Annotated in this window: 26 protein-coding genes; 13 read left to right on the forward strand and 13 right to left on the reverse strand. The window is 57.7% G+C overall.

Annotation, left to right across the window (positions count from 1 at the left end; translation table 11 throughout):
- Positions 1–7 precede the first annotated feature (7 nt).
- Both GS620_RS10670 and GS620_RS10675 read left to right on the forward strand, forming a co-directional pair.
- Positions 8–1,312 carry an FAD-dependent oxidoreductase gene (locus GS620_RS10670; protein ID WP_171615777.1) on the forward strand — a complete coding sequence of 435 codons (1,305 nt, stop codon included), beginning with the start codon at positions 8–10 and terminating at the stop codon, positions 1,310–1,312.
- 113 nt (positions 1,313–1,425) lie between these two features.
- Complete coding sequence (locus GS620_RS10675) at positions 1,426–2,640, forward strand: DegT/DnrJ/EryC1/StrS aminotransferase family protein (RefSeq protein ID WP_171615779.1); 1,215 nt, start codon at positions 1,426–1,428, stop codon at positions 2,638–2,640.
- Positions 2,641–2,704: 64 nt separating this feature from the next.
- Here GS620_RS10675 and phaR read toward each other — a convergent pair whose 3' ends face one another.
- The 3 genes from phaR to GS620_RS10690 form a co-directional block, all read right to left on the reverse strand.
- Complete coding sequence (gene phaR / locus GS620_RS10680) at positions 2,705–3,256, reverse strand: polyhydroxyalkanoate synthesis repressor PhaR (RefSeq protein ID WP_152458474.1); 552 nt, start codon at positions 3,254–3,256, stop codon at positions 2,705–2,707.
- 135 nt (positions 3,257–3,391) lie between these two features.
- A complete protein-coding gene (locus GS620_RS10685) occupies positions 3,392–3,838 on the reverse strand; it encodes a phasin family protein (protein ID WP_152458475.1) in 447 nt (148 codons plus the stop codon).
- Between the two features lie 130 nt (positions 3,839–3,968).
- A complete protein-coding gene (locus tag GS620_RS10690) occupies positions 3,969–5,771 on the reverse strand; it encodes an alpha/beta hydrolase (protein WP_171615781.1) in 1,803 nt (600 codons plus the stop codon).
- A 111-nt stretch (positions 5,772–5,882) separates the two neighbouring features.
- Here GS620_RS10690 and phaZ point away from each other — a divergent pair, with 111 nt between their 5' ends.
- Positions 5,883–7,154, forward strand: coding sequence for a polyhydroxyalkanoate depolymerase (phaZ, locus tag GS620_RS10695; RefSeq protein ID WP_171615783.1), 1,272 nt, complete (start codon positions 5,883–5,885; stop codon positions 7,152–7,154).
- A complete protein-coding gene (locus tag GS620_RS10700; protein WP_371809800.1) occupies positions 7,154–7,747 on the forward strand; it encodes a DUF6151 family protein in 594 nt (197 codons plus the stop codon). The genes phaZ and GS620_RS10700 overlap by 1 nt, the downstream gene beginning before the upstream one ends.
- Here GS620_RS10700 and GS620_RS10705 read toward each other — a convergent pair.
- The 4 genes from GS620_RS10705 to GS620_RS10720 all read right to left on the reverse strand — a co-directional run bounded on the left by GS620_RS10705 (position 7,744) and on the right by GS620_RS10720 (position 10,944).
- On the reverse strand, positions 7,744–8,454 hold the full coding sequence (locus GS620_RS10705) for an alpha/beta fold hydrolase (RefSeq protein WP_171615785.1): 711 nt from the start codon (positions 8,452–8,454) through the stop codon (positions 7,744–7,746). The genes GS620_RS10700 and GS620_RS10705 overlap by 4 nt on opposite strands.
- 84 nt (positions 8,455–8,538) lie before the next feature.
- A complete protein-coding gene (locus GS620_RS10710; RefSeq protein ID WP_171363043.1) occupies positions 8,539–9,153 on the reverse strand; it encodes a hypothetical protein in 615 nt (204 codons plus the stop codon).
- A 49-nt stretch (positions 9,154–9,202) separates the two neighbouring features.
- Positions 9,203–10,195 (reverse strand): carboxylesterase, encoded by a 993-nt coding sequence (locus GS620_RS10715; protein ID WP_171615787.1) that lies wholly within the window; start codon positions 10,193–10,195, stop codon positions 9,203–9,205.
- The gene (locus GS620_RS10720) at positions 10,195–10,944 is read right to left on the reverse strand and encodes an alpha/beta fold hydrolase (protein ID WP_171615789.1); all 750 of its coding nucleotides are present in this window, start codon (positions 10,942–10,944) and stop codon (positions 10,195–10,197) included. The genes GS620_RS10715 and GS620_RS10720 overlap by 1 nt, the downstream gene beginning before the upstream one ends.
- 193 nt (positions 10,945–11,137) lie before the next feature.
- On the opposite strand from GS620_RS10720, the gene thrS reads away from it, so the two are divergent.
- The 5 genes from thrS to GS620_RS10745 all read left to right on the forward strand — a co-directional run bounded on the left by thrS (position 11,138) and on the right by GS620_RS10745 (position 15,823).
- Complete coding sequence (gene thrS, locus GS620_RS10725) at positions 11,138–13,096, forward strand: threonine--tRNA ligase (protein WP_171615791.1); 1,959 nt, start codon at positions 11,138–11,140, stop codon at positions 13,094–13,096.
- A 221-nt stretch (positions 13,097–13,317) separates the two neighbouring features.
- Positions 13,318–13,620: a DUF2282 domain-containing protein gene (locus GS620_RS10730; RefSeq protein WP_170343841.1), complete on the forward strand. Its 303-nt coding sequence runs from the start codon at positions 13,318–13,320 to the stop codon at positions 13,618–13,620.
- A 72-nt stretch (positions 13,621–13,692) separates the two neighbouring features.
- Positions 13,693–14,550, forward strand: a complete 858-nt coding sequence (locus GS620_RS10735) for a DUF692 family multinuclear iron-containing protein (protein ID WP_171615793.1) — start codon at positions 13,693–13,695, stop codon at positions 14,548–14,550.
- Complete coding sequence (locus GS620_RS10740; RefSeq protein ID WP_171615795.1) at positions 14,547–15,308, forward strand: DNA-binding domain-containing protein; 762 nt, start codon at positions 14,547–14,549, stop codon at positions 15,306–15,308. Before GS620_RS10735 ends, GS620_RS10740 begins: the two co-directional genes overlap by 4 nt.
- Positions 15,305–15,823 carry a DoxX family protein gene (locus GS620_RS10745; RefSeq protein ID WP_170343838.1) on the forward strand — a complete coding sequence of 173 codons (519 nt, stop codon included), beginning with the start codon at positions 15,305–15,307 and terminating at the stop codon, positions 15,821–15,823. Before GS620_RS10740 ends, GS620_RS10745 begins: the two co-directional genes overlap by 4 nt.
- Position 15,824: 1 nt before the next feature.
- Here GS620_RS10745 and GS620_RS10750 read toward each other — a convergent pair whose 3' ends face one another.
- Together GS620_RS10750 and GS620_RS10755 are read right to left on the reverse strand one after the other, a co-directional pair.
- Positions 15,825–16,193 carry a hypothetical protein gene (locus GS620_RS10750; protein ID WP_152458486.1) on the reverse strand — a complete coding sequence of 123 codons (369 nt, stop codon included), beginning with the start codon at positions 16,191–16,193 and terminating at the stop codon, positions 15,825–15,827.
- Positions 16,194–16,233: 40 nt separating this feature from the next.
- The gene (locus tag GS620_RS10755) at positions 16,234–16,551 is read right to left on the reverse strand and encodes an ArsC/Spx/MgsR family protein (protein WP_152458487.1); all 318 of its coding nucleotides are present in this window, start codon (positions 16,549–16,551) and stop codon (positions 16,234–16,236) included.
- A gap of 215 nt (positions 16,552–16,766) precedes the next feature.
- On the opposite strand from GS620_RS10755, the gene GS620_RS10760 reads away from it, so the two are divergent.
- Positions 16,767–16,973 carry a cold-shock protein gene (locus GS620_RS10760; RefSeq protein WP_152458488.1) on the forward strand — a complete coding sequence of 69 codons (207 nt, stop codon included), beginning with the start codon at positions 16,767–16,769 and terminating at the stop codon, positions 16,971–16,973.
- A 363-nt stretch (positions 16,974–17,336) separates the two neighbouring features.
- On the opposite strand, the gene thyX is transcribed toward GS620_RS10760, so the two are convergent.
- Positions 17,337–18,245 carry an FAD-dependent thymidylate synthase gene (gene thyX, locus GS620_RS10765; RefSeq protein ID WP_171615797.1) on the reverse strand — a complete coding sequence of 303 codons (909 nt, stop codon included), beginning with the start codon at positions 18,243–18,245 and terminating at the stop codon, positions 17,337–17,339.
- Positions 18,246–18,420: 175 nt separating this feature from the next.
- Here thyX and GS620_RS10770 point away from each other — a divergent pair, with 175 nt between their 5' ends.
- A complete protein-coding gene (locus tag GS620_RS10770; protein ID WP_171167477.1) occupies positions 18,421–18,849 on the forward strand; it encodes a VOC family protein in 429 nt (142 codons plus the stop codon).
- Positions 18,846–19,547, forward strand: coding sequence for a DUF1194 domain-containing protein (locus tag GS620_RS10775; protein WP_171615799.1), 702 nt, complete (start codon positions 18,846–18,848; stop codon positions 19,545–19,547). The genes GS620_RS10770 and GS620_RS10775 overlap by 4 nt, the downstream gene beginning before the upstream one ends.
- Before the next feature lie 117 nt (positions 19,548–19,664).
- On the opposite strand, the gene GS620_RS10780 is transcribed toward GS620_RS10775, so the two are convergent.
- From GS620_RS10780 to GS620_RS10790, 3 genes are all read right to left on the reverse strand, one after another.
- Positions 19,665–20,162 (reverse strand): MarR family winged helix-turn-helix transcriptional regulator, encoded by a 498-nt coding sequence (locus GS620_RS10780; protein ID WP_371807722.1) that lies wholly within the window; start codon positions 20,160–20,162, stop codon positions 19,665–19,667.
- A gap of 77 nt (positions 20,163–20,239) precedes the next feature.
- The gene (locus GS620_RS10785; RefSeq protein ID WP_170344713.1) at positions 20,240–20,464 is read right to left on the reverse strand and encodes a succinate dehydrogenase assembly factor 2; all 225 of its coding nucleotides are present in this window, start codon (positions 20,462–20,464) and stop codon (positions 20,240–20,242) included.
- A 29-nt stretch (positions 20,465–20,493) separates the two neighbouring features.
- On the reverse strand, positions 20,494–20,886 hold the full coding sequence (locus GS620_RS10790; protein WP_171115209.1) for a helix-turn-helix domain-containing protein: 393 nt from the start codon (positions 20,884–20,886) through the stop codon (positions 20,494–20,496).
- A gap of 92 nt (positions 20,887–20,978) precedes the next feature.
- Between GS620_RS10790 and GS620_RS10795 the strand changes: the two genes are divergently transcribed.
- Positions 20,979–22,181 carry a pyridoxal phosphate-dependent aminotransferase gene (locus GS620_RS10795; RefSeq protein ID WP_171615801.1) on the forward strand — a complete coding sequence of 401 codons (1,203 nt, stop codon included), beginning with the start codon at positions 20,979–20,981 and terminating at the stop codon, positions 22,179–22,181.
- Positions 22,182–22,183 lie beyond the last annotated feature (2 nt).

Below are 22,183 nucleotides of genomic sequence, written 5' to 3' on the forward strand. Positions count from 1 at the left end.
ACCTTCCGTGAACCTGCTCTATTCCAATGACCGCAAGGGCCAGTACCCTGACAGCTGGTATGCCGCGACGGCACATCCGATGGATCGCTTTCCCGCGTTGTCAGAAGACACCAAGGCGGATGTATGCGTTGTCGGTGGCGGTTATACGGGGCTGTCCGCGGCCCTTCATCTGGCCGAAGCCGGATTCGACGTCGTGCTGCTTGAAGCGCACCGCGTCGGCTTTGGCGCGTCGGGCCGAAACGGCGGCCAGTTGGGCAGCGCGCAGCGGATGGACCAGGAAGACCTCGAGCGTCTTGTAGGCGACGCTGACGCCGCCAAGCTGTGGGAGTTGGCCGAAGACGCCAAGGATCTGGTCAAATCCCTGATTGCAAAACACAAGATCGCCTGTGACTTGAAACCCGGTGTCGCCGTTCTGGGCCTGAGCAAATCCGAACAAAAAGAACTGCATGACCATGCCGGCCATCTTTCCGAGCGGTACGGATACGACCAGATCGAGCTGTTGGACGAAAACGCGGGTCATTCGCTGTGCCCGTCGCCCGCCTATCACGGGGGGTATCTGGATATGGGTGCGGCGCATCTGCACCCTTTGAACTTTGCGTTGGGATTGGCGCAAGCTGCGGCCAAAGCGGGCGTTCGCATCCATGAAAGCACCGAAGTGACCGGTATTGACGAGGGCCAGACGGCTGTGATCCGAACTGCTCACGGCAACGTTCGGGCCGAGCACGTCATTCTGGCCTGCAACGGGTATCTGGGCGACCTCAATCGTTCCGTCGCCGCCAGGGTCATGCCCATCAACAATTTCATTGCGGCCACCGAACCCCTTGGAGAGGACACCGCCCGGGTTTTGACCCGGGATGTGGCGGTTGCGGATACGAAATTCGTGGTGAACTATTTTCGCCTCAGCGCCGATGGCCGCCTCTTGTTCGGAGGCGGCGAAAGCTATGGCTATCGCTTTCCATCAGATGTCGCCGCCAAGGTCCGCAAACCCATGACCGAGATTTTCCCGAATTTGCGGGATGTGAAGATCGACTATGCCTGGGGCGGAACGCTGGCCATCACCATGCGGCGGATGCCGTATCTGGCCCGTGTCGCACCCAATATTCTTTCGGCTTCGGGATATTCCGGTCACGGTGTCGGCACTGCGACCCATGCCGGACAACTCATGGCGATGGCGATTCAGGGTCAGGCCGAAGGGTTTGACACGATGGCACGCGTGCCCGCGCTGTCTTTCCCCGGCGGCCCTGCCCTGCGCAGCCCGCTTCTGGTGCTGGCCATGACATGGTTCGCACTGCGCGACCGGCTTGGGGTCTGATCCACGTAAATTGCGACAGATTGGTGAATTTTCGCCTGCCCGGCGATTGAGGGCTTGGATTGCCTTCCGATTATCTTTATCTTTCCCAAAGATAGAATTCGGGAATTCCAAATATGACGCTGCCCCCCAACGTTCACGACGCCGAACCCATCCCTGCCGCCGCCAAGGACGCGATCGAGGCCCTGATGCAGTCAGGTGACCTGTTCCGCTATACCGCACCGCAGGATGCCCCGGTGGCCCTGCTGGAAGCCGAGTTCGCGGAACTGTTGGGCACGAAATACGCCTTGGCGGTGTCGTCCTGTTCGGCCGCGCTGTTTCTGTCGCTCAAAGCACTGGGCCTGCCTCGCGATGCGCGTGTTCTGATCCCCGGCTTCACCTTCGCGGCCGTGCCGTCTTCGGTTGTCCATGCCGACTGCATTCCGGTTCTGTGCGAAGTGGGTGAAAACTATCGCATCGACATGGCCGATTTCGAGGCCAAGCTGGACAACGTTCAGGCAGTCATCATCAGCCACATGCGCGGGCATACATCCGACATGGATGCGATCATGGCCTTGTGCGACGCACGAAACATTCCGGTGATCGAGGATGCCGCGCATTCGCTGGGCACCACATGGCATGGCCGCAATATCGGTACGATCGGAAAGGTCGGATGTTTCTCGTTCCAATCCTACAAGATGATCAATGCCGGCGAAGGTGGCATCCTGATCACGAATGATGCAGATCTTGTAGCGCGGGCCGTCATCATGTCGGGCGCGTATGAGCACAATTGGAAGAAGCACAAAGGTCCTCAGGGTGACAATTCACCCGAACTGGAAGAGGCCTTTGCCCGCTGGCAGAACAAGCTGCCGCTGTACAATCTTCGCCTGAGCAACCTCAGCGCGGCGGTGATCCGTCCGCAACTTCCGGAACTGGCGCGCCGCGTCCGCGATGGCCTGGCGAACCATGATTACGTGGCTGGTCGCCTGAACACCTCGTCTCATATCGAGGTTCCCGCCCCCCTGCCTCCCGAGCAGCGTGCGCCGGATTCGATCCAGTTCAATCTTGTCGGAATGCAGGAACATGAGATCCGCGCCTTTGCCGCAGCGTCCGAGGCACGCGGCATCAAGGTTCAGGTTTTTGGTCTGAGCGAAGACAACGCCCGCGCCTTCTGGAACTGGCAATTCCTGCCAGAAAGTTTCGACCTACCCAAGACGCGCGACATGCTGATGAAGGCCTGTGACGTGCGCCTGCCCGTCCGCCTGACCCGCGAAGAGCTGGACGTGATTGCAGACATCCTGCTGGCATCGGTTGGCGAAGTGACCGGCCCCATGCCGGTTTATGGCACTTAAAGCAACGGCGCTTTGAACAAGAAAGGCCCGCACAATGCGGGCCTGTTTCTTTGTTCGGAACGGATCAGTTCAACTTGGACAGTTTTTGCTGCAACTCGGCCAGCTGTTTCTTGATGTCGTCCAGATCCTCTTTCGGTTCGGACTTGTCCTCTTCCTTTTCCGGGCTGGACCATCCGCTGGACAGCCCACTGGTCATCGCCTTCAGGAAAGCCTGTTGCTGCGCCTGCAATGCGTCAAAACCCGGCATCTGAGACATCGGATTCATCGCGCTCATGTTTTCCATCATCTTGTTTTGGCTTTCGCGCAGCATCTCGAACGAGCTTTGCAGAAACTGGGGCATCATCCCCCCGCCCGGCAGCATGTAACTACGCACCAGATCATTCAGTACATTCACCGGCAGCACGTTTTCACCCCGGCTTTCATGTTCGGCAATGATTTGCAGAAGATACTGGCGCGTCAGGTCATCGCCGGTTTTCAGATCAATGATCTGTACTTCGCGCCCGTCACGGATGAACCCCGCGATATCTTCGAGCGTCACGTAATCGCTGGTCTCGGTATTATACAGCCGACGGCTGGCATAGCGCTTGATAAGCAGCGGTTTTTCTTGGTCCGACACCGGGTTCCCTCCCCAAGGATGATGCGTTGCAGCACAGGTTATGCGAGTGCAGCACAAAAAGAAAGGGCAGGTCAATGGACCTGCCCAACGCGATTGCACCTAATGGGAGGGTTGGGTGCGCTTCGCGGACGTTTCTTACTTTGCAGCTGCAGCTTTCTTGGCTGCGGTGGTGACCTCGTTGGTCGCTTTTTTGACGGCAGCGGTTGCTTCTTCCGCGGCGTCTTTGCCGGCAGCCATCAGCAGCTCGACGGTTTCGGTCTGAACTTTTTTCGCGATTTCAGCGAAAGCCGCCAGGTTTTCAGCTGCAACTTCAGCCGACGCGCTTGCGAAGTCAGTTGCGGCTTTTGCGTAGTCAGCAGGCTCTGCCTTGGCTTTCGACATCTCGCTCAGCTTGGCCAGGGTGTCCTTGGTCCATTTGTTCGAGATCTCGGCCGATTTCTCAGCAGCGTCCAGGGCAACGCCCGACAGCTTCTCGTTCAGCGAAGCGGTCGATTTGAATGCGCCTTCCATTGCGGTGGTGTCCACCGGAAATGCACCCATCATGTCTTTCATGATCGCGGTAAAGTCTTGGGTCTTTGCCATTGTCCTAATCCTTTTAGCCTGTCCGGGCCCACCCCGGGTTTCATCAGCTTGAGGACAATATGATTGCTGCACCGCAGCATTGCAAGTTTTTTCTTGCTGCGACGCAGAATTTTTAAGTTTCAAAATGAAATCAGGCGTTTGGTTTCGCCACAACATAAGTCCCGGGTGCGGATGCAAGGCTCGGGTGCTTCGAATCACCCGGCTCACGGGCCGGAACCTGCTTGCCGGACCGCTTCTTCAACCACGCGTCCCACATGGGCCACCAGGACCCCTCGTGAAAATCAGCTTCTTTCAGCCAGGTGCTGGCGTCCGACTTCATATCCGGGTTGGTGTAGTGGCCATATTTCTTCTTGCTGGGCGGGTTCACGATGCCCGCAATATGACCCGATTCTGAAACCACGAAGGTTTTGGACCGCGAGCCCATTTTCTGCACGCCGCGGTAACAGTCTTTCCATGCCGCGATGTGGTCGGTTTCGCAGGTTATGGCCATCAGCGGCACATCCACGTCTTCGAGTTTCAGCTTGTGCCCCATCAACTCGAAACCGTCGGTTGCGAACTCGTTGCGCTGGCAGAGGCCTCGCAGATATTCCACGGCCATTTTTGCTGGCAGGTTTGCACCATCGCCGTTCCAGTAGAGCAGATCAAAGGCCGGAGGCACTTCCCCCATCATATAGCTGCGAATGGCCGGACCATAAATCAGGTCGCGTGATCGCAGGAACGACATGGTGCGCGCCATGATCCACGACCGCAGAACGCCCTCCTTTTTTACTTCCTCTTCGATTCCATCGATGAAGTCGTTTTGCAGGAATGGCGTAAACTCACCCTGATCGGAAAAATCCGTCAGTGCCGTGAACAGCGTTGCGGATTTGACCGATTTGTCGCCACGCTGTTTCAGCAAGGACAAGGTCAGGCTCAGCGTCGTGCCCGCGATGCAATAACCCACTGCGTTGACCTCTTTGACCTTGCAGATCTTCTTGGCCGTTTCGATTGCGGTCAGGAAACCGTCCTGAATATAGTCTTCCATGCCGGTTTCGGCATAGCTTTCATCCGGGTTCACCCAGCTTACGACAAACAGGGTATAGCCCTGTTCGGTGATCCATTTGATCATGCTGTTCTGGGCTTTCAGATCCAGAATATAGAACTTGTTGATCCAGGGCGGGAACAGAACGATGGGCGTCTCATAAACCGTTTCAGTCACCGGCTTGTATTGGATCAGCTCCATCATCCGGTTGCGATATATGACCTCGCCCGGCGTTGTCGCCAGGTTTCCACCAACCTCGAACGCGCTTTCATCCGCCAGTTTGACGACCAACTCGCCATCATTGGCTTCGAGGTCTGAAACAAGGTTCTCCAACCCTTTTATCAGCGACTGACCTTCGGTCTCGACCGCCTTTTGCAGAGCATCCGGGTTAGTCGCCAGAAAATTCGTGGGCGCCATCATGTCGATGATCTGCTGCGAGAAATACTGTAGGCGTCTTTTGTCCTTGGCATCCAGATCATCGACCGACGAGACAGCCTGCGCAATCGCTTCCGCGTTCGTCAGGTATTGCTGCCGGATCAGTCGGAAATAAGGGTTTGTCTCCCAAAGGCGATTGGAAAACCGTTTGTCACCGGGCTTGGTTTCCTCGGTTTCCACCTCACCCGTTGTCAGCGCTTTCTGCGCTTCGGCAAAGTTGAGAACCGACTTGCCCCAGAATTCTATCTGTTGCTCCAACAGTTTGGCGGGATTTTGCCATGCATCGGCCCAATACGCCGTTGCTGCTCGTGCGAAAAGCTCTTGATTCGGGCCGTCCAGCGCTGGGGTGTGCGACTTTTTTGACGCCATAATTTCAATCAGGCGCTTCGAGAGCTGCTCGACCTTTTCCATATTTTCTTTAATGCGTTCAATATGTTCTTCGGACACGTCCGGCATTTGGTCTTCACTTGTTGTCATTTTAACAATTCCACCCTAACCTCGCTGCCATGCAGAATAACGTCGTGGGTGCTGGGGGGCAAAGCGACGAATGGTCCAAACTCTCAGGATGACACTCAGGAGGCCCCATTTATGCGCTATATGATGACTTACGACCTGATGGAGTCCATGCGTAACACCAACCAGTGGCTTGGTGCAACCGCAAGCGCGATGGCGTCCTACCCGCTGTTTTCCATGACACCCAACCCGGCGTTCAGCTGGATGGCTGCCTGGGGCGAAGTTACCGAACGAACCTTCCAGCGAATGATCGTCAAACCTGACTGGGGTATTCGAACTTTCACCTGCGAGGATGGAAAGGACCATCTGGTCGAGATCACGACAGTTCTGGAACGCTCCTTCGGCGATCTGGTTCATTTCCGTGTCAACGGCCGGGAAGAACAACCGCGCAAGGTCCTGCTGGTTGCGCCCATGTCCGGCCATTACGCCACGCTGCTGCGCTCGACCGTCAAAAGCCTGCTGGTCAATTGCGAAGTTTACATCACCGATTGGCATAATGCGCGCGATATTCCTGTGTCTGCCGGCAAGTTCGATGTCGAAGACTACACGCTCTACCTTGTAGATTTCATGAAGGAACTGGGGCCGGACACGCATGTCGTGGCGGTTTGTCAGCCCGCCCCCCTGACACTGGCGGCCACCGCTTATCTGGCCGAGGTCGAGCCCAAGGCTCAACCCAGCACTCTGACACTGATTGGCGGGCCGGTGGACCCGGACGCGACCCCGACCGACGTCACCGACTTTGGACGCCGTGTGACGATGGGTCAGCTGGAAGAAACCATGATTCAACGGGTCGGATTCAAGTACAAAGGTGTCGGGCGTATGGTCTATCCCGGCCTGCTGCAACTGGCCTCGTTCATGTCGATGAACGCCGATCGCCACTCCAAGGCGTTTTCCGATCAGATTCAGCGTGTTATCCGCAACGAAGCCTCGGACTTGGATGCGCATAACCGTTTCTATGACGAATATCTTGCGGTGATGGACATGACGGCCGAGTTCTATCTGTCAACAGTCGAACGCGTCTTCAAAAACCGCGAGATCGCACGCAACGAATTTGTTGTCGCCGGCCACAAGGTGGATATCGGCAAAATCACCGATGTCGCCGTGAAATCGGTCGAAGGTGCGAATGACGATATCTCGGCGCCCGGTCAATGTATTGCTGCCCTGGACCTGTGCACCGGCTTGCCAGACAGCAAAAAGGCCAGCCACGTAGAACCCGGCGCGGGCCATTACGGCATTTTCGCGGGCCGCAGCTGGCGCGACAACATTCGCCCGCTTGTGATTGATTTCATGAACGAAAACAGCCGCAAGAAACGTCGCCGCGCAGCGAACACCAACAAGGTCGCCTGATGAACATGGGCGGGCCGGCACATAGTGGCCTCGCCTTTTCCTGCACCTGCGGCCAGTTGAAGGGTCAAATCTCGGACCAGGGTGTTCGGCTTGGAACCCATGTCGAGTGTTTCTGTCATGACTGCCGCGCGGCGCAGCTGTATTTCGGGCAGCCCGACCCGGCGCCCGGCCCGGTCGACATCTTCCAGATGGCACCGGATGAAATCGAAATCACCGCCGGAGGCCAATTCCTTTCCGCCATGAAGCTCAGCCCAAATGGTATGCTGCGATGGTATGCCAGCTGCTGCAACGCCCCGCTGGCGACGACGCCCCAGACTGCACGTTTGCCCTTTGCAGGGTTTATCGTCGGCAGGATTACTGGTGATGTTTCCGCATTGGGGCCGGTCACAACCCGTGGGTTTGTCCCTAGACCCGATGGAAAACAAAGACATGAAAAGGTCAGGTTTGCGGCGTTTGGCCTTTTGCGCCGCGCCCTGCAATCGCGCCTGTCAGGACGGTGGAAGAAAACGCCGTTTTTCGACCCCGAGACCGGCGATCCTGCGGTCGTACCGAATGTCATTTCGAAAGACGAGCGGGCGGCTCTTTACCCTTAGACAAACCTTTGCGGGATATTCAGCCAGGTTTCCAAGGCTTTGTTCACGGCATCGGGCGCTTCAAGCGGTAGCAGATGTCCGGCGTTTTCGACGATCTCCAACGCAGATTCCGGTATCAGGTCAGACATGAAAGAGTGCCGTTTGACCGGGGTAAGCGTGTCATGGGCACCGCACATGATCAAAGTGGGGACTTTGATGCGGCGCAACGATCCCTGTTGGTCGGGTCGGCGCTGCAAGGCACGCATTTGGCGCACAAAAGCTTCGGCGCCCAGATCATTCGCCATTGCCAAAAGATCATTCAGAATGGGGATTCGCCTGGGCCCCGGCGCCAAAGTATCGGTGCCGACCAGTTGGCGCATGACCTCTTCCAGCCGCCCACCCAAGGCCCCGATGATCAGGTCCTCGCGACTGGCCGCGATCTGAGGCGTGTCCGCCTGTGCGTCCGTCGACATCAGGCACAAGCGCGTCACCCGTTCCGGTGCCCGCCGGATCAGTTCCAGCCCCACCACACCACCCATGCTCTGCCCGGCCAATGCAAACCGATGTGGAAGCTGATCCAACAGCCCCGAGGCGATCTCTTCAATTCGCTCGCCTCCGGAAACAGGTGCAACAGTGACGGGCCGTGACCGTGACAACACCTCGATCTGAGGTCGAAACAGCCGGGCATCACACATCAACCCAGGCAACAACACCAGCGGTTCGTTCACGCGGGGGCTCCATCTGCTCGGTTTTCCGAGTCCTTCCAGTTGTTGTCAGGATGAGAGTTTTGCCGCAGCCGGGCAAGGAAAACTTCACGGGTAGGCGATGGTGCGAAATGCCGGAAAATCGGCGTAACGGGCTTGCCGCGTCGCAAGGTCTTCACCGGGTTCAGCGCCGGGCCTCAACAGACACCCACGCGGAGCAATATAGCTGTCGATCCGGCGATGCGGCTTGGGCCGCCACACAAGATTGAACGCACAGAGCTTGGGGAAGAACCAGATTTCGGAATACTCCAGATGATCGTGCATCCACCACGCCAGATCCCGCCAGTCCCGGCCCTGCGCATATTGATCCGCGAACCACGGGATAACGATGGATGCCCCGGCAATCCGCGCATCCCCTTCCCCGCGATCCCAGATGTGGCATTCCAGCGGGTGATCGTTTCGGGCGCAGTTCAGCTTGTTTTCATTGCCAAACCGGTTCAAGGACGATGAACGATAACCCGACCTGACCGCGACCCGGCCAAATGTCTCTTCCAATGGGTCAAGAAGGGTTTCGCAAAACGCGCGGCCTGTTTCGATCGCCAGATCCGGGTTGTCCGGAATATTCTGCTTTTGGTGGAAGTTGCCGATTTCCGAATACAGAAAATCGCGCATGAAGAAATGCCGGGACAAGCGGACACGACCCAGGGTCTCAAGGCTCCACATGCTGCCCGGCTTACGCATCTTGCATCCTTTTTATCCGATCAATCAGGGTTTATTCCACCCCCAAGCCCTTCAGCCACTCCAGAATGCCAGCAACGGCGGCATCGGTTTGACCCGGCGACATCAACCGCCCCGCGATAACATGTGAAGACGGATCGTCACCCGGCCCCATTGTCACCAGCCTGACCGTTGCCGGAGCGCCCCAGGCCTCGGCAACCTTGTGCGTCCGGTCCGGCCGCACAACCTGATCATCATCCGAAAACCAGAACAAGGCGGGTATCAGGGCCTCAGAGAAATCCAGCGCATAGACCGTATCCACCAGCACGGACATCGGCACGACGGCTTCCCACGGGTAGACCGACGTCCAGTACCTGTTCTTCTCTGGGTCCGGCCCTGACACATCGCGTTCTTGCCCCATCAAAACAGGCAACCAGCTTCTTGCCCATGGCAATGAAGGCACCCACGCCGCGACGGTATTCACACCAAAGTTCGGCGAGACAAAAACCATGCCGACCACATCCTGGCTGAGGTCGGCATCCAACGCAGCGGCCGCCGCCAGCGTTCCTCCGGTCGAGGTGGAAATAACGATCACCTTTTCCCCGACCGCGCGCGCCGCTGCCAGCCCTTCTGCGGTATCCTGCATCCAGCCCGAGGCCGTACCCTCGGCCATCGCTGGCCCATCCCGACCGTGACCTTGCAACCGCGTGTAGACCAGATTGGCGCCCAAAGCGTCAGCCACCAGATCAGGAACAGGGCGGATTTCCTCGGAACTTGCTGAAAAACCGTGGATGTACAGAACAGAATACGGCGTGCGCTGTTCCTTGAACCCGTCCTGCCAGATCACGCGTTTTTCGACACCCGGAACGATGTCATCATAGGCGGACTCGGTGCTTTCAAAATAAACCTGAACACCTTCACCAAATTTCCGAGAGTCAAAGGTCGGGTGCAGGTTCACTTCCTCGCGCGGGCCGAACCAGAAGACCAGGCCGCCAAGAACAACCAGCGCTAGAAGAGCGCGCCCCAGAAACCAACCAAAGCGCCGCATCAGGCTTCTCCCAACACGTCAAGAACCGCGGTCTTGATCAGACGCAGGCACTTCTCGTCCGAGAAGCGATGATCGGCCCCCTTGACCAACAGCAGCCGCATGTCAGGGCCCGCAGCATGTTCCAGCAGCCGCACGGCTGTTTCGGTCGAAACTGCCGTGTCTGCGGTGCCTTGCAGGAAACGAACCGGGAACGGCAGATCCAGTGCGCCCCGCAGAACCAAATTCTGGCGTCCGTCTTCGATCATGCGCTTGGTGATGATATAGGGTTCCATATAGTCGGACGGCAGCTCGACATGGCCGACAGTGTCCAGCGCAGCTTTTTGTTCGTCGCTGAACGAAGCCCAATACCCGTCCTCGGTGAAATCCGGCGCGGCGGCGATTGTCACCATGCCTGCAATTCGCTCGGGCATGACTTTGGCCAGCAGCAATGCCTGCCATCCCCCCATTGATGAGCCAACCACGATCAAAGGTCCGTCCGTCAATGCCTTTACCGCAGCCAATGTGTCCTGATGCCAGTCACCGATACAGCCCTCGGTGAACGCGCCCGAGCTTTCGCCGTGGCCGGAATAATCGAACCGCAAGAACGATTGCCCCCGCGCCTGTGCCCAGGCTTCCAGATGCACGGCCTTGGTGCCTTCCATGTCCGATTTGAGCCCGCCCAGAAAAACGATGGTCGGTCCTGCCCCTTCGGTCTTGTGATAAGCCAGTCGCCGCCCCTGCGGCGTCTCCAGAAAATCCGTCGCTGCCATGAAATCCTCTTTCTCTTTAGGCAACATCATGCACGGCAGCACGATGGTCGCAATTCCGGAATTCGATTTCCCGTTGCGTCAGCTACGCACCTTGCGACACTTGACAGTAATTGTTGCACCTGCCACATGGGCCGAACACACATAACCCGCAACCGGGCGTTCAGTGGGCGCCAAACCGACGAGGAGAGCCGATATGGCCCTGGATTCTCAATCCGTCTCTCTCACCTTTCCCGATGGCAATGCACGCACCTACGCCGCAGGCGTCACGCCCGCGCAGGTGGCTGCCGACATCTCAACCTCGCTGGCCAAAAAGGCCATCTCGGCCACCGTTGACGGCCAGCACTGGGACCTGCAATGGCCCATCGAATCCGACGCGCAGATCGCCATCCACACCATAAAGGATGAGGCCCAGGCCAATGAGCTGATCCGCCACGATCTGGCCCATATCATGGCGCGCGCGGTTCAGGAGATCTGGCCCGCCACCAAGGTCACCATCGGCCCTGTCATCGAAAACGGCTGGTATTATGACTTCGACCGCGAAGAGCCGTTCACGCCGGAAGATCTCGGCCTCATCGAGAAAAAGATGAAAGAGATCATCAACAAGCGTGATCCCGTCACCACCGAGGTCTGGGACCGCGAGCGGGCGATCGAGTTCTACAAGGCCAACAACGAGCCCTACAAGGTCGAGCTGATCGAGGCTATTCCCGGCAACGAGCCGCTGCGCATGTACTGGCACGGGCACTGGCAGGATCTGTGCCGAGGTCCGCACCTGCAACATACCGGGCAGGTTCCGGGGGATGCGTTCAAGCTGATGTCCATCGCCGGCGCCTATTGGCGTGGCGACAGCGACCGTGCGATGTTGCAGCGTATCTATGGTGTGGCCTTCACCGGAAAGGAAAAGCTGAAAGCGCACCTGCATATGCTGGAAGAGGCCGCCAAGCGCGACCACCGCAAGCTGGGCCGCGAGATGGACCTGTTCCACATGCAGGAAGAGGCCCCCGGCCAGATTTTCTGGCACCCCAATGGCTGGACGATCTACACCCAGTTGCAGGACTACATGCGCCGTCAGCAGCGCAACGGCGGCTATGTCGAGGTCAACACGCCGCAGGTTGTAGACCGCAAACTGTGGGAAGCATCGGGCCATTGGGACAAGTATCAGGAAAACATGTTCATCGTCGAAGTGGACGAGGAACATGCCCGCGAAAAGGCGATCAACGCGCTCAAGCCGATGAACTGCCCCTGCCATGTGCAGATTTTCAATCAGGGCCTGAAATCCTATCGTGACCTGCCGCTGCGCATGGCCGAGTTCGGGTCTTGCAACCGCTATGAGCCGTCAGGTGCGCTGCACGGTATCATGCGTGTGCGCGGCTTTACCCAGGACGATGGGCACATCTTCTGCACCGAAGACCAGATCGAGTCAGAAACCGCAGAGTTCATCCGGTTCCTGTCCCGGATCTACAAGGATCTGGGATTCGAGAACTTCTCGGTCAAATTCTCGGATCGCCCCGAGAAACGGTCGGGGTCGGATGAAGTCTGGGACAAAGCCGAAGCCGCGTTGCTCAGCGCGACACGTGCTGCCGGGATCGAGCCGGAGCTCAACCCCGGTGAAGGCGCCTTTTATGGTCCCAAGCTGGAATTTGTTCTGACGGATGCGATCGGTCGCGATTGGCAATGCGGCACGCACCAGGTTGACTTCGTGCTGCCCGAACGCCTTGATGCCACCTATATCGGCGCCGACGGCGGCAAGCACCGCCCCGTCATGCTGCATCGCGCGACGCTGGGCTCGTTCGAGCGTTTCATCGGTATCCTGATCGAAGAACACGCCGGCAAGCTGCCCTTCTGGCTTGCGCCGCGTCAGGTCGTGGTTGCGTCCATTACCTCCGATGCGGATGGCTATGTCGCCGAAGTGGTCGAAACGCTGCGCGGCGCCGGTGTGCGGGCCGAAGCCGACATTCGCAACGAAAAGATCAACTACAAGGTTCGTGAACACTCGGTCGGCAAAGTTCCGGTCATTCTGGCCGTCGGCCATCGCGAAGTTGAAGACCGTACTGTCAGTGTCCGGCGTCTGGGTGAAAAACAGACGCAGGTACAACCGCTTGACGTTGTAACAAACGAGCTGTCGCAGGCAGCCACCCCACCGGATTTGCTGTAACAATCGGCAGGAAATCGCAAGAAATCTGGCCCCCGATTTGGGGCCAGATTGAAACATTCCCCCCTTTCTTCATCAAAAACAATGCATTACGCTGCAAGAGGGCACGCCGCCCCCTGACGTGCTTGTGAGACACGGGCTCGTGAATTCAACTCTGTCCACCAAGCTACTACCTTTGTCATTGTCACAAGCAGACATACCCAGTCATCAAGAGGATTACCGAGATGTCGAACACAGCCAAGTCCCTGGTTATCGCAACCGCAGTCGCAGCCGCCGTATCGGGCGCCGCAACCACTGCATCCGCTCAGGCAAAAGAAAAATGCTATGGCGTATCGCTGGCCGGTCAGAACGACTGCGCCGCTGGCCCCGGCACCACCTGCGCGGGCACCTCGACCGTTGATTATCAAGGCAACGCATGGACCCTGGTCGATGCAGGCACCTGCGCGGATATCGAACTGCCAGCACAGGCAGACGGCACCCCGCGCAAAGGCTCGTTGGAAGCTCAGGATCGCGACCTGCCGGCATAAGAACGGCCTGACGAATTCAGGGGGCGGGCACCATCGCCCGCCCCTTCCCTTTCGTGATCAAGGAACTGGCCCATGTTGGATGATGCCCACAGGTCGAACCGCCTGCCCGCAGCTCCGGGCGTAGGTTACAAGCCGCAACACTTCGCTCAGATACTTGAACACGCGCAGCCCGTCGCATGGCTGGAAATTCATGCGGAGAACTATATGGGCGATGGCGGGCGGCCTCTGGCGCAGCTGCGCCATCTTTCCGAACAATTCCCGATCTCGGTCCATGGCGTTGGCCTGTCCATCGGCGGCGAAGGCGCGCTGGACCCTGATCACCTGGCCCGGCTGAAACATCTGGTAGGCTGGCTGAACCCTGCCAGCTTTTCCGAACACCTGGCCTGGTCCACCCATGACACCCATTTCTACAACGACCTGCTGCCCCTGCCCTATACCGACGCAACACTGACACGCGTTTGCGATCATATCGATCAGGTTCAGGACACCGTTGGACGGCAGATGCTGTTGGAAAACCCCTCAAGCTATTTGGCTTTTGAGGAAAGCACCTGGTCCGAGCCCGACTTCCTGCGCGAAATTGCACGTCGTACCGGATGTGGCTTGTTGCTGGATGTCAACAACGTCTTTGTCTCTGCCACCAATCTGGATTTCTCTCCTCAGGGTTACATCGATGCCTACCCACTTGAAAAAGTGAGGGAAATTCACCTTGGCGGCCATGACGAAGATGAAGACGATCACGGCCATCCGCTGCTGATCGACAGCCACGGGCGTGAAGTGGTCGACCCGGTTTGGGCGCTGTTGGATTACGTGCTGGAACGCACGGGGCCGAAACCCGTCCTGGTCGAATGGGACACCGACGTCCCCGACTGGCCCGTTTTGCGAGAAGAGGCCGTTCGCGCGCAGACCGCCCTGGAACGGATCCCGGCATGAGCGTTTCGCAATCCGAATTTCGCGCAGCCATGATGGATGCGTCAGCCCCTGTCCCCGAAGGTTTACTGGACGCCCAGGCGCAGCCAGCCGGTCGTCGGTTCAGCGTCTATCGCAACAATATCGCCGTGTCCTTGACCGAGGCGATGCATCAGGCGTTTCCAGTCATCACCAAGTTGCTGGGGCCGCAGAACATGGATGGGCTGGCCGGGATATTTCTGCGCCAGCACCCGCCATCATCACCTCTGATGATGTTCTATGGTGAAGCCTTTCCCGATTTTCTGGCTGGAATGCAGCAGCTTTCGCATCTTGGGTACCTGCCGGATGTGGCGCGGCTGGAACTTGCGTTGCGCAAGTCGTACCACGCCGCCGACAGCCAACCCGCCCCGGAAGACGCACTGGCCGCAGACCCCGAACAGGTCATGCGGGCCCGGTTGCGTTTTGCCCCGGCCATGCGGGTGGTGCGCTCGGACTGGCCCATTCACGCGATCTGGCGCTTCAACACCGAATCCGACGCGCCGAAACCGGTTGCCCAAGCCGAGGATGTATTGATCACACGCCCGGAATTCGACCCGGTTGCCCAATTGCTGCCCGCCGGCGGCGCCGATTGGATCGCCTATATGCAAGGTGGCGACATGATCGGCGAAGCGTTTGAGAAAACCGCGACGGCGCAACCTGAATTTGACCTTGGAACCACTCTGGCACTGCTTTTGCAGGGCGGTGCAATAACTTCTGTGACTATCGAAAGGCTGGAGACATGACTGCCCTGATCTCACTTCACAACAACGTTCTGGGAAAGGTGGACCTTGCGTCCAACTGGCTTACACCCACGCTGGCGCGGCTGGTCTTTGTCGCTGTCCTTCTGGTCTATTACTGGAACTCGGCAATGCTGAAGATCGACGGCTCGATCTTTTCACCTTCGGCAGGTGCCTTCGGTCAGATTTTCCCCAAAGCCGCCGAAGCCGTCCTTTACGACGTATCCCAAATGACGTTCTTCCAACGTATCGTCATTTTCTTGGGCACGGTTGCAGAATTCGTCCTTCCTGCGCTGCTGCTTGTCGGTCTGTTCACCCGCCTGGCGGCCTTGGGCATGATTGGTTTCATCTGGGTGCAGACTCTGGTCGATGTTACTGGCCATGGCGTGAAACTGGGCAGCCTGTTCGACGCAGCGCCATCCATTATGGATCAGCGCACGATGTGGACGTTCCTGATGCTGGTGATCGTGATCAACGGTGCGGGGCCCATCTCACTTGATCGGATTCTGCGTCTGAAATGACCTAGAAATGCGCTTTGGGCTGGTCCGGTTTACCCGCTGCCAGCCCAAGCACCCCGGCAACCCCGGCAAATGCAATCGGGAACATGGTGAAGACACCAAATCCGAATGCATAATACATCGCCGCCGCTGAAATCAGCAGCAGGATCCCGGCAACAAGGGCGCGCGCGGGCGCCATCGCGCCCCCGGCAATGGCCAACAAAGGTGCAATGATCGAAACAGCCTGAATCAGGTCAGGGTTGTCCACCTGCCTCAGAACGCCGTCTATCTCGCCGACGTGATCGATGACGACCACCTTCGCATACCCGAAAAACCCGACGATCATCCCGATCAGCCCGGCAATAACGCCCAAGATCATGGCGGCATTACGCATTTAACGTCCTCACTGTTGCTTGCAGGCACATAAGCATTCCTTAAGAAATACCAAGCTGCGTGCGTGTTTCCGCAGTCCAGCCGAGAAACAGCTCTCCGCCTTTCTCGATCAACGGGCGCTTCATCAGGGTGGGATGCTGTTTCAAAAGCTCCAAAGGTGCTTTCGCGCGCTGGTTGTCATCCAATCCGCGCCATGTCGCTGACCTGGTGTTGAGCAAAGCGTCGCCGAAGTCAGCAAGAGCCTGCGACAGCACAGCATCCGGCACGCCGTCGCTGCGGACATCCACGAACTCTGCGTCTGGCAATGTTTTCAATGCTTTGCGACAGGTGTCACAGGTTTTCAATCCATAAAGGCGCATGTTTTTACTGCTCCTGCATTTGATTGCATTTTAGGCAAACTTGCCAGTTTCCGGCGGTTATTCTTGATTTTTTACTTCACCGTGCAATGCTGAAAAAGGCGAAACACACGAAACGGACTGTTCAGAAAGTGCCAAACAGTCTTTTTTTGTGGTGACGCTGACCACAGCCCCCACCAATTTGTGGGACAATGCGCAAGTAGAAGGAGACACGGGACATGCCAACCGGCACCGTGAAATGGTTCAATACCACTAAAGGTTATGGTTTTATTGCCCCTGATGAAGGGGGCAAAGATGTGTTTGTACATATCTCGGCCGTAGAACGGTCCGGCCTCACCGGACTCGCAGACAATCAGAAAGTCTCGTACGAGTTGCAGGACGGACGCGACGGCCGACAAATGGCTGCGGAATTGAAGCCGTTGTAACGACATCCCCGCTGATCGCGGGATGAATCCATTAAGGATGGCGGCCAATTTCCGGCCGTCAACCACCCCCTACCGGGCCTGTTCCATTACCCGCGCGCGGATTGTTCATTTGCGCGGCGTCGATGGTGTATATCCGTTGCAGTGGTGTCGGATACCCCGGGTTCCTGCGAACAGATCCCAGCCCCGCCCGCAAACCGGACTTCCCAGGCTTCATTGTGTGCTCGGGGCGACGCTGGCACGTTGCGACGCCCTTCGTTCCGGTTTCAGGTCACCGTGCATGCGTCGCAAAAGCCCACACACTGCTTAGGCGATGGGCCCCTTGGCACGACAATCCAAAGAAATTAGCGCCCGGCAATTCGAATACTATTTGCGAATGATCTCTTCGAATTCGCGCCACTCCCGAGCCGTCATGCCCGAGCTTTCCTGCGTGACGTCCTCACCCGCCAGCATGCGGCGCAGGCTTTCAACCATCTGAGCCGACAGGTTGACGGCCCCAAGACGGTAATCCTCGAACGCTTTATAGGCAAAGGGCACCCAGTCGGCGACAATCTTGCACATCGTATCAGCGTAAACGCGGATTTCATATTGAGCATGAGGGTCAGCGCGCAGCCGCAGAAAATGGAACAGGTTGTGCAGGTCGACCTTCCAATACCACTGCGTATAGATGTTTGCGGGCAGGTTCATCCGGGCCAGTTCACGTGCCAGCCCCTGCTGCCCGTCCTGGCTGATCATCGACTCGTAATTGTCATAGCACCGGGCGCTGTCGGCCTTGAGGATGTCCAGAACACGCGCGGCCTCTTCACTTTCCAGAGTAGAGCCACGGCCTTGATTGTTCACCTCTGATTGGGCGGCCACATGTTCGGGTGCGGGAATATAGAACTCACGATCCAGAATCGAATACCGCGCCGAGTATTCATTTACATTGGCCGTACGGTGCCGAATCCATTGCCGCGCCACGAAGACCGGCAGCTTCACATGCAGTTTGACCTCGCACATTTCGAAAGGGGTCGAATGCCAGTGCCGCATCAGGTACCGGATCAGACCTTCGTCATTCTGAACCGATTTGGTTCCCTTGCCGTAAGACACACGCGCGGCCTGACAGATGGCCGCATCATCGCCCATATAATCAATCACGCGGACAAAGCCGTGATCCAGAACCTGATGCGCGGTGTACAGGTGATCTTCCATTCCCGCTGAAACGACGCGACGAGTGGGATGCGATTGGGCACGTTGCGCTTCGATCTCGGCCTGTTGGTCAGCGGACAGCGGCATCAAGTTTTCCTTTCTGGCAATGAGTCGCCCCCTACTATATCTCGCCAACCGCAACATCGAAACCGCGATATATGCCGCAACCCACGCAAAATTCAGTTCGCCAGACCCAGCGGTCTCGACACGCTAGGTCGGCGCGCTAAGCTCTTTGAAAACTGAGTCGAAAAGGATGACCAAAATGGCGCTGACATATCTTCACACCATGGTCCGCGTGAAGGATCTGGAAAAGTCCATGGCGTTTTACAAGCTTCTGGGCCTGAAGGAAACACGCCGCTATGACAGCGAAGCCGGGCGGTTTTCACTGATTTTCATGGCGCCTCCGGGGCAGGAGGATGCGCCGATCGAGCTGACCTACAACTGGGACGGTGATGACCGCCTTCCCAGCGACAGCCGCCATTTCGGTCACCTCGCATACGGCGTCGACAATATCTACGAGGTTTGCCAGCACCTTCAGGACAATGGCGTCACGATCAATCGCCCTCCGCGTGACGGTCGCATGGCCTTTGTACGCTCACCCGACAATATCTCGATCGAGCTTTTGCAGAACGGCGATGCGTTGGAGCCGAAGGAACCCTGGGCCAGCATGGAAAGCGTTGGCCACTGGTGATCCGGTGGGTCATAACGCTTGGGTTGGCCGCGCTGGCCAGCCCGATCAAGGCCGAGACGTGTCGTCTGGCCCTTGCATTGGCCATGGACATTTCAGTGTCGGTCGATGAGGCCGAGGACTTGCTGCAACGGCAGGGTTTGGCGGCTGCGCTGATCGCACCCGAAGTGCAGGAGGCCTTTTTCTCCTCTCCCATGCCGGTTGCTTTGGCTGTTTATGAATGGAGCGGTCGTTCCACCCAGCACGTCATTTTGAATTGGTTGCTGATAGAAGATGTTGCCGACCTGCTTTTCGCCTCCGGTCAGATAAGTGCCTCTGTGAGATCAGATTCCGGATCAGCGACCGCCATGGGCTATGCCCTGGCTTACGGGTCTACCTTGATGAACCAGGCACCCGACTGCTTGTTTCAAACGATTGACCTGTCCGGAGATGGTTCAAACAACGATGGCTATGGGCCGCAAATAGCCTATCGTCACTTCGCGTTCCAGAATGTGGTGGTCAATGGCCTCGTGATCAACGCGGCGGATTTTGAAGGCGAACTTTTTCTGATCCCGTTTTTTGAAAACAATGTTCTGCATGGTCCCGGTGCCTTTTTGGAGGTCGCTCAGGGGTTCGAAGATTTCGAACGGGCCATGCGGAAAAAGCTGAAACGGGAATTGAGCGGTTTGCAGATTGGTGCGCTTGATGAAGACCCGCAATAAATCCGCGCCTGAGTGCTGCTTTTGCGGGCCTGTTCTCTGGACCGGCATTTGAACAAGGCCGCCAGGCCTGTGCATCAGTGCAGGACGGTTTTGGTTCTGCGCGACACACAACCCCGGTCAGTAGATGTATCGGATCTGGTCGGTCCAATATCGCTCCACCCGGCGCAGTGACGTGGTGATGTCTTCGATACCTTCCAACTCCAACACGCCCCTGCTTTGCAATCCTTCGGCGTGACGCGCAAACAGGTCGGACACGATATTGCGGATTTCCCTGCCTCGTGGTGTCAGACGTACGCGGACAGAGCGGCGGTCAATCTCGCATCTCTGGTGGTGCATATACCCCATCTCAACCAGCTTCTTGAGGTTGTAGCTGACATTGCTGCCCTGATAGTAGCCGCGGCTTTTCAGCTCGCCCGCCGTCACTTCGTGATCGCCGATATTGAACAGCAGCAGCGCCTGAACCGCGTTGATTTCCAGCACGCCGACGCGCTCGAATTCATCCTTGATGACATCCAGCAGCAACCGATGCAGCCGCTCCACCAGGGCCAGTGCCTCAAGATAGCTGGTCATGAACCCCTTGGCTTCAAGCCCGGAGACCTGCATTTCCATACTCATCCGACCCTCCGATTCAGTCGTGCTGTTTGAGACACGATGACCTGAAAGTCCGAAAAATCGGTTAAGCCGGTATTTTCTTATTTCTGAAAGGTCTGCGCGATGTTTGAAATCAGACTGGCAAACTGCGCCGGCGGCTGCACCTGACCTGTGACCCATTGATAAAGGTCCTGATCGTTTTCGTGCAGCAGCGCGTCAAAGACATCCAGCCCGGCGGCATCCATATCTGCCAGGTTGCGATCGGCATAAGCGGACAGGATAATGTCCATCTCTTTGATCCCGCGCCGCATGGATCGCATTTTCATTCGCTTGATGCGTACGTCCCGGGGTTCACTCAATTCTTCTGCTCCAGCATCAGACGCATTTTCTTTTCCAGACGCGCCGCACGTTCAGCGCAAACCCGCATCTCTCCTCGGATGGCGCGCAGTTCGGCCACCGCGGTCGACAGTTCCATTCCACCTTCGCCCTCTTCCACCGGGGCATCCATGCCATCGCCCTCACCGGTCAGCAGCCACATGATCGAGACATTGACCAGCCCCGCCATCATCGACAACCGGTTCGCACGCGGCTCGGACAGATCGTTTTCCCAATCGACAATCGTCGTCTTCTTGACCCCAAGGCGGCGCGCCAGCTCTGCCTGGGTCATTCCGGCCGCTTCGCGCGCGCCTGCCAGACGGTCCCCGAATGTCGCAGACTCAGGTCCATACCAGTCTTTTTCATCATTCATCGGGGTCTCCAATTCACATTGTCCATTCGGCTTGATCGTCATTCCGGCGCACCCTATGACAGTCGGGTTGAACATACAAACCGAGGCCATCCATGAGTTTCCTGTCTGCGACACTGTCACGCGTTAAACCATCGCCCACGATCGCCATGACAGCCAAGGCCGCCGAGTTGAAAGCCGCCGGGCGCGACGTGATCGGCCTGAGCGCGGGTGAGCCGGATTTCGACACCCCGCAAAACATCAAGGACGCCGCCGTTGCAGCGATTGCAGCCGGAAAAACCAAGTACACCGCACCGGACGGCATTCCGGAACTGAAGCAGGCGGTTTGCGCCAAGATGAAGCGCGATCACGGGCTTGACTACACGCCCGCGCAGATCTCGGTTGGAACGGGCGGAAAGCAGACGCTGTACAACGCCTTGATGGCAACAATGAATGACGGTGACGAGGTGATCATCCACGCGCCATATTGGGTAAGCTACCCCGACATGGTTTTGCTGGCAGGTGGAACGCCGGTTGTTGTTGAAACGACGCTGGCCAACAGCTTCAAGCTGACGGCAGAACAACTGGAAGCCGCCATCACCCCAAGGACAAAGTGGTTCATCTTCAACTCGCCCTCGAACCCGACAGGCGCAGGGTACAGCCGGGATGAGCTCAAGGCCCTCACCGATGTTCTGATGCGCCATCCGCATGTTTGGATCATGTCGGACGACATGTATGAACACCTGGCCTATGACGGGTTTGAATTCTGCACGCCTGCCGAGGTGGAGCCCGGCCTGTATGACAGGACGCTCACCTGCAACGGTGTTTCGAAAGCCTACGCCATGACCGGCTGGCGCATCGGTTATGCGGCCGGTCCGGTCGAACTCATCTCGGCGATGCGCAAGATCCAGTCGCAATCCACCTCGAACCCCTGCTCGATCAGCCAGTGGGCGGCGGTGGAAGCGCTGAACGGAACACAGGATTTTCTGACGCCGAACAATGAAACGTTCAAACGCCGCCGTGATCTGGTGGTGCGCATGTTGGACGAGATTGACGGCATAACCTGCCCGACACCCGAGGGCGCGTTTTATGTCTACCCCTCGATCGCCGGGCTGATTGGCAAAACGACACCCGCGGGAACCGTCATCGAAAACGATGAAGCCTTTGCCACGGCCCTGCTGGAAGAGGCGGATGTCGCCGTCGTGTTTGGCGCGGCCTTCGGCCTGTCACCCAACTTCCGGGTCAGCTATGCGACGTCCGATGCAGCCCTGACCGAAGCTTGCGCTCGTATACAGCGCTTTTGTGCATCTCTGAGGTAAAC

It is taken from the genome of Ruegeria sp. HKCCD6428, from assembly GCF_013110595.1.
Classification (GTDB): Bacteria; Pseudomonadota; Alphaproteobacteria; order Rhodobacterales; family Rhodobacteraceae; genus Ruegeria.

What these genes read in the sequence shown, in the direction of transcription:
- GS620_RS10675 (WP_171615779.1), top strand. Translation starts at nt 1,426, where the DNA reads ATGACGCTGCCCCCCAACGTTCACGACGCCGAACCCATCCCTGCCGCC.
- GS620_RS10685 (WP_152458475.1), bottom strand. Translation starts at nt 3,838, where the DNA reads ATGGCAAAGACCCAAGACTTTACCGCGATCATGAAAGACATGATGGGT.
- GS620_RS10690 (WP_171615781.1), bottom strand. Translation starts at nt 5,771, where the DNA reads ATGACAACAAGTGAAGACCAAATGCCGGACGTGTCCGAAGAACATATT.
- phaZ (WP_171615783.1), top strand. Translation starts at nt 5,883, where the DNA reads ATGCGCTATATGATGACTTACGACCTGATGGAGTCCATGCGTAACACC.
- GS620_RS10700 (WP_371809800.1), top strand. Translation starts at nt 7,154, where the DNA reads ATGAACATGGGCGGGCCGGCACATAGTGGCCTCGCCTTTTCCTGCACC.
- GS620_RS10710 (WP_171363043.1), bottom strand. Translation starts at nt 9,153, where the DNA reads ATGTGGAGCCTTGAGACCCTGGGTCGTGTCCGCTTGTCCCGGCATTTC.
- GS620_RS10715 (WP_171615787.1), bottom strand. Translation starts at nt 10,195, where the DNA reads ATGCGGCGCTTTGGTTGGTTTCTGGGGCGCGCTCTTCTAGCGCTGGTT.
- GS620_RS10720 (WP_171615789.1), bottom strand. Translation starts at nt 10,944, where the DNA reads ATGGCAGCGACGGATTTTCTGGAGACGCCGCAGGGGCGGCGACTGGCT.
- thrS (WP_171615791.1), top strand. Translation starts at nt 11,138, where the DNA reads ATGGCCCTGGATTCTCAATCCGTCTCTCTCACCTTTCCCGATGGCAAT.
- GS620_RS10730 (WP_170343841.1), top strand. Translation starts at nt 13,318, where the DNA reads ATGTCGAACACAGCCAAGTCCCTGGTTATCGCAACCGCAGTCGCAGCC.
- GS620_RS10735 (WP_171615793.1), top strand. Translation starts at nt 13,693, where the DNA reads ATGTTGGATGATGCCCACAGGTCGAACCGCCTGCCCGCAGCTCCGGGC.
- GS620_RS10740 (WP_171615795.1), top strand. Translation starts at nt 14,547, where the DNA reads ATGAGCGTTTCGCAATCCGAATTTCGCGCAGCCATGATGGATGCGTCA.
- GS620_RS10745 (WP_170343838.1), top strand. Translation starts at nt 15,305, where the DNA reads ATGACTGCCCTGATCTCACTTCACAACAACGTTCTGGGAAAGGTGGAC.
- GS620_RS10750 (WP_152458486.1), bottom strand. Translation starts at nt 16,193, where the DNA reads ATGCGTAATGCCGCCATGATCTTGGGCGTTATTGCCGGGCTGATCGGG.
- GS620_RS10755 (WP_152458487.1), bottom strand. Translation starts at nt 16,551, where the DNA reads ATGCGCCTTTATGGATTGAAAACCTGTGACACCTGTCGCAAAGCATTG.
- GS620_RS10760 (WP_152458488.1), top strand. Translation starts at nt 16,767, where the DNA reads ATGCCAACCGGCACCGTGAAATGGTTCAATACCACTAAAGGTTATGGT.
- thyX (WP_171615797.1), bottom strand. Translation starts at nt 18,245, where the DNA reads ATGCCGCTGTCCGCTGACCAACAGGCCGAGATCGAAGCGCAACGTGCC.
- GS620_RS10770 (WP_171167477.1), top strand. Translation starts at nt 18,421, where the DNA reads ATGGCGCTGACATATCTTCACACCATGGTCCGCGTGAAGGATCTGGAA.
- GS620_RS10780 (WP_371807722.1), bottom strand. Translation starts at nt 20,162, where the DNA reads ATGAGTATGGAAATGCAGGTCTCCGGGCTTGAAGCCAAGGGGTTCATG.
- GS620_RS10785 (WP_170344713.1), bottom strand. Translation starts at nt 20,464, where the DNA reads ATGAAAATGCGATCCATGCGGCGCGGGATCAAAGAGATGGACATTATC.
- GS620_RS10790 (WP_171115209.1), bottom strand. Translation starts at nt 20,886, where the DNA reads ATGAATGATGAAAAAGACTGGTATGGACCTGAGTCTGCGACATTCGGG.
- GS620_RS10795 (WP_171615801.1), top strand. Translation starts at nt 20,979, where the DNA reads ATGAGTTTCCTGTCTGCGACACTGTCACGCGTTAAACCATCGCCCACG.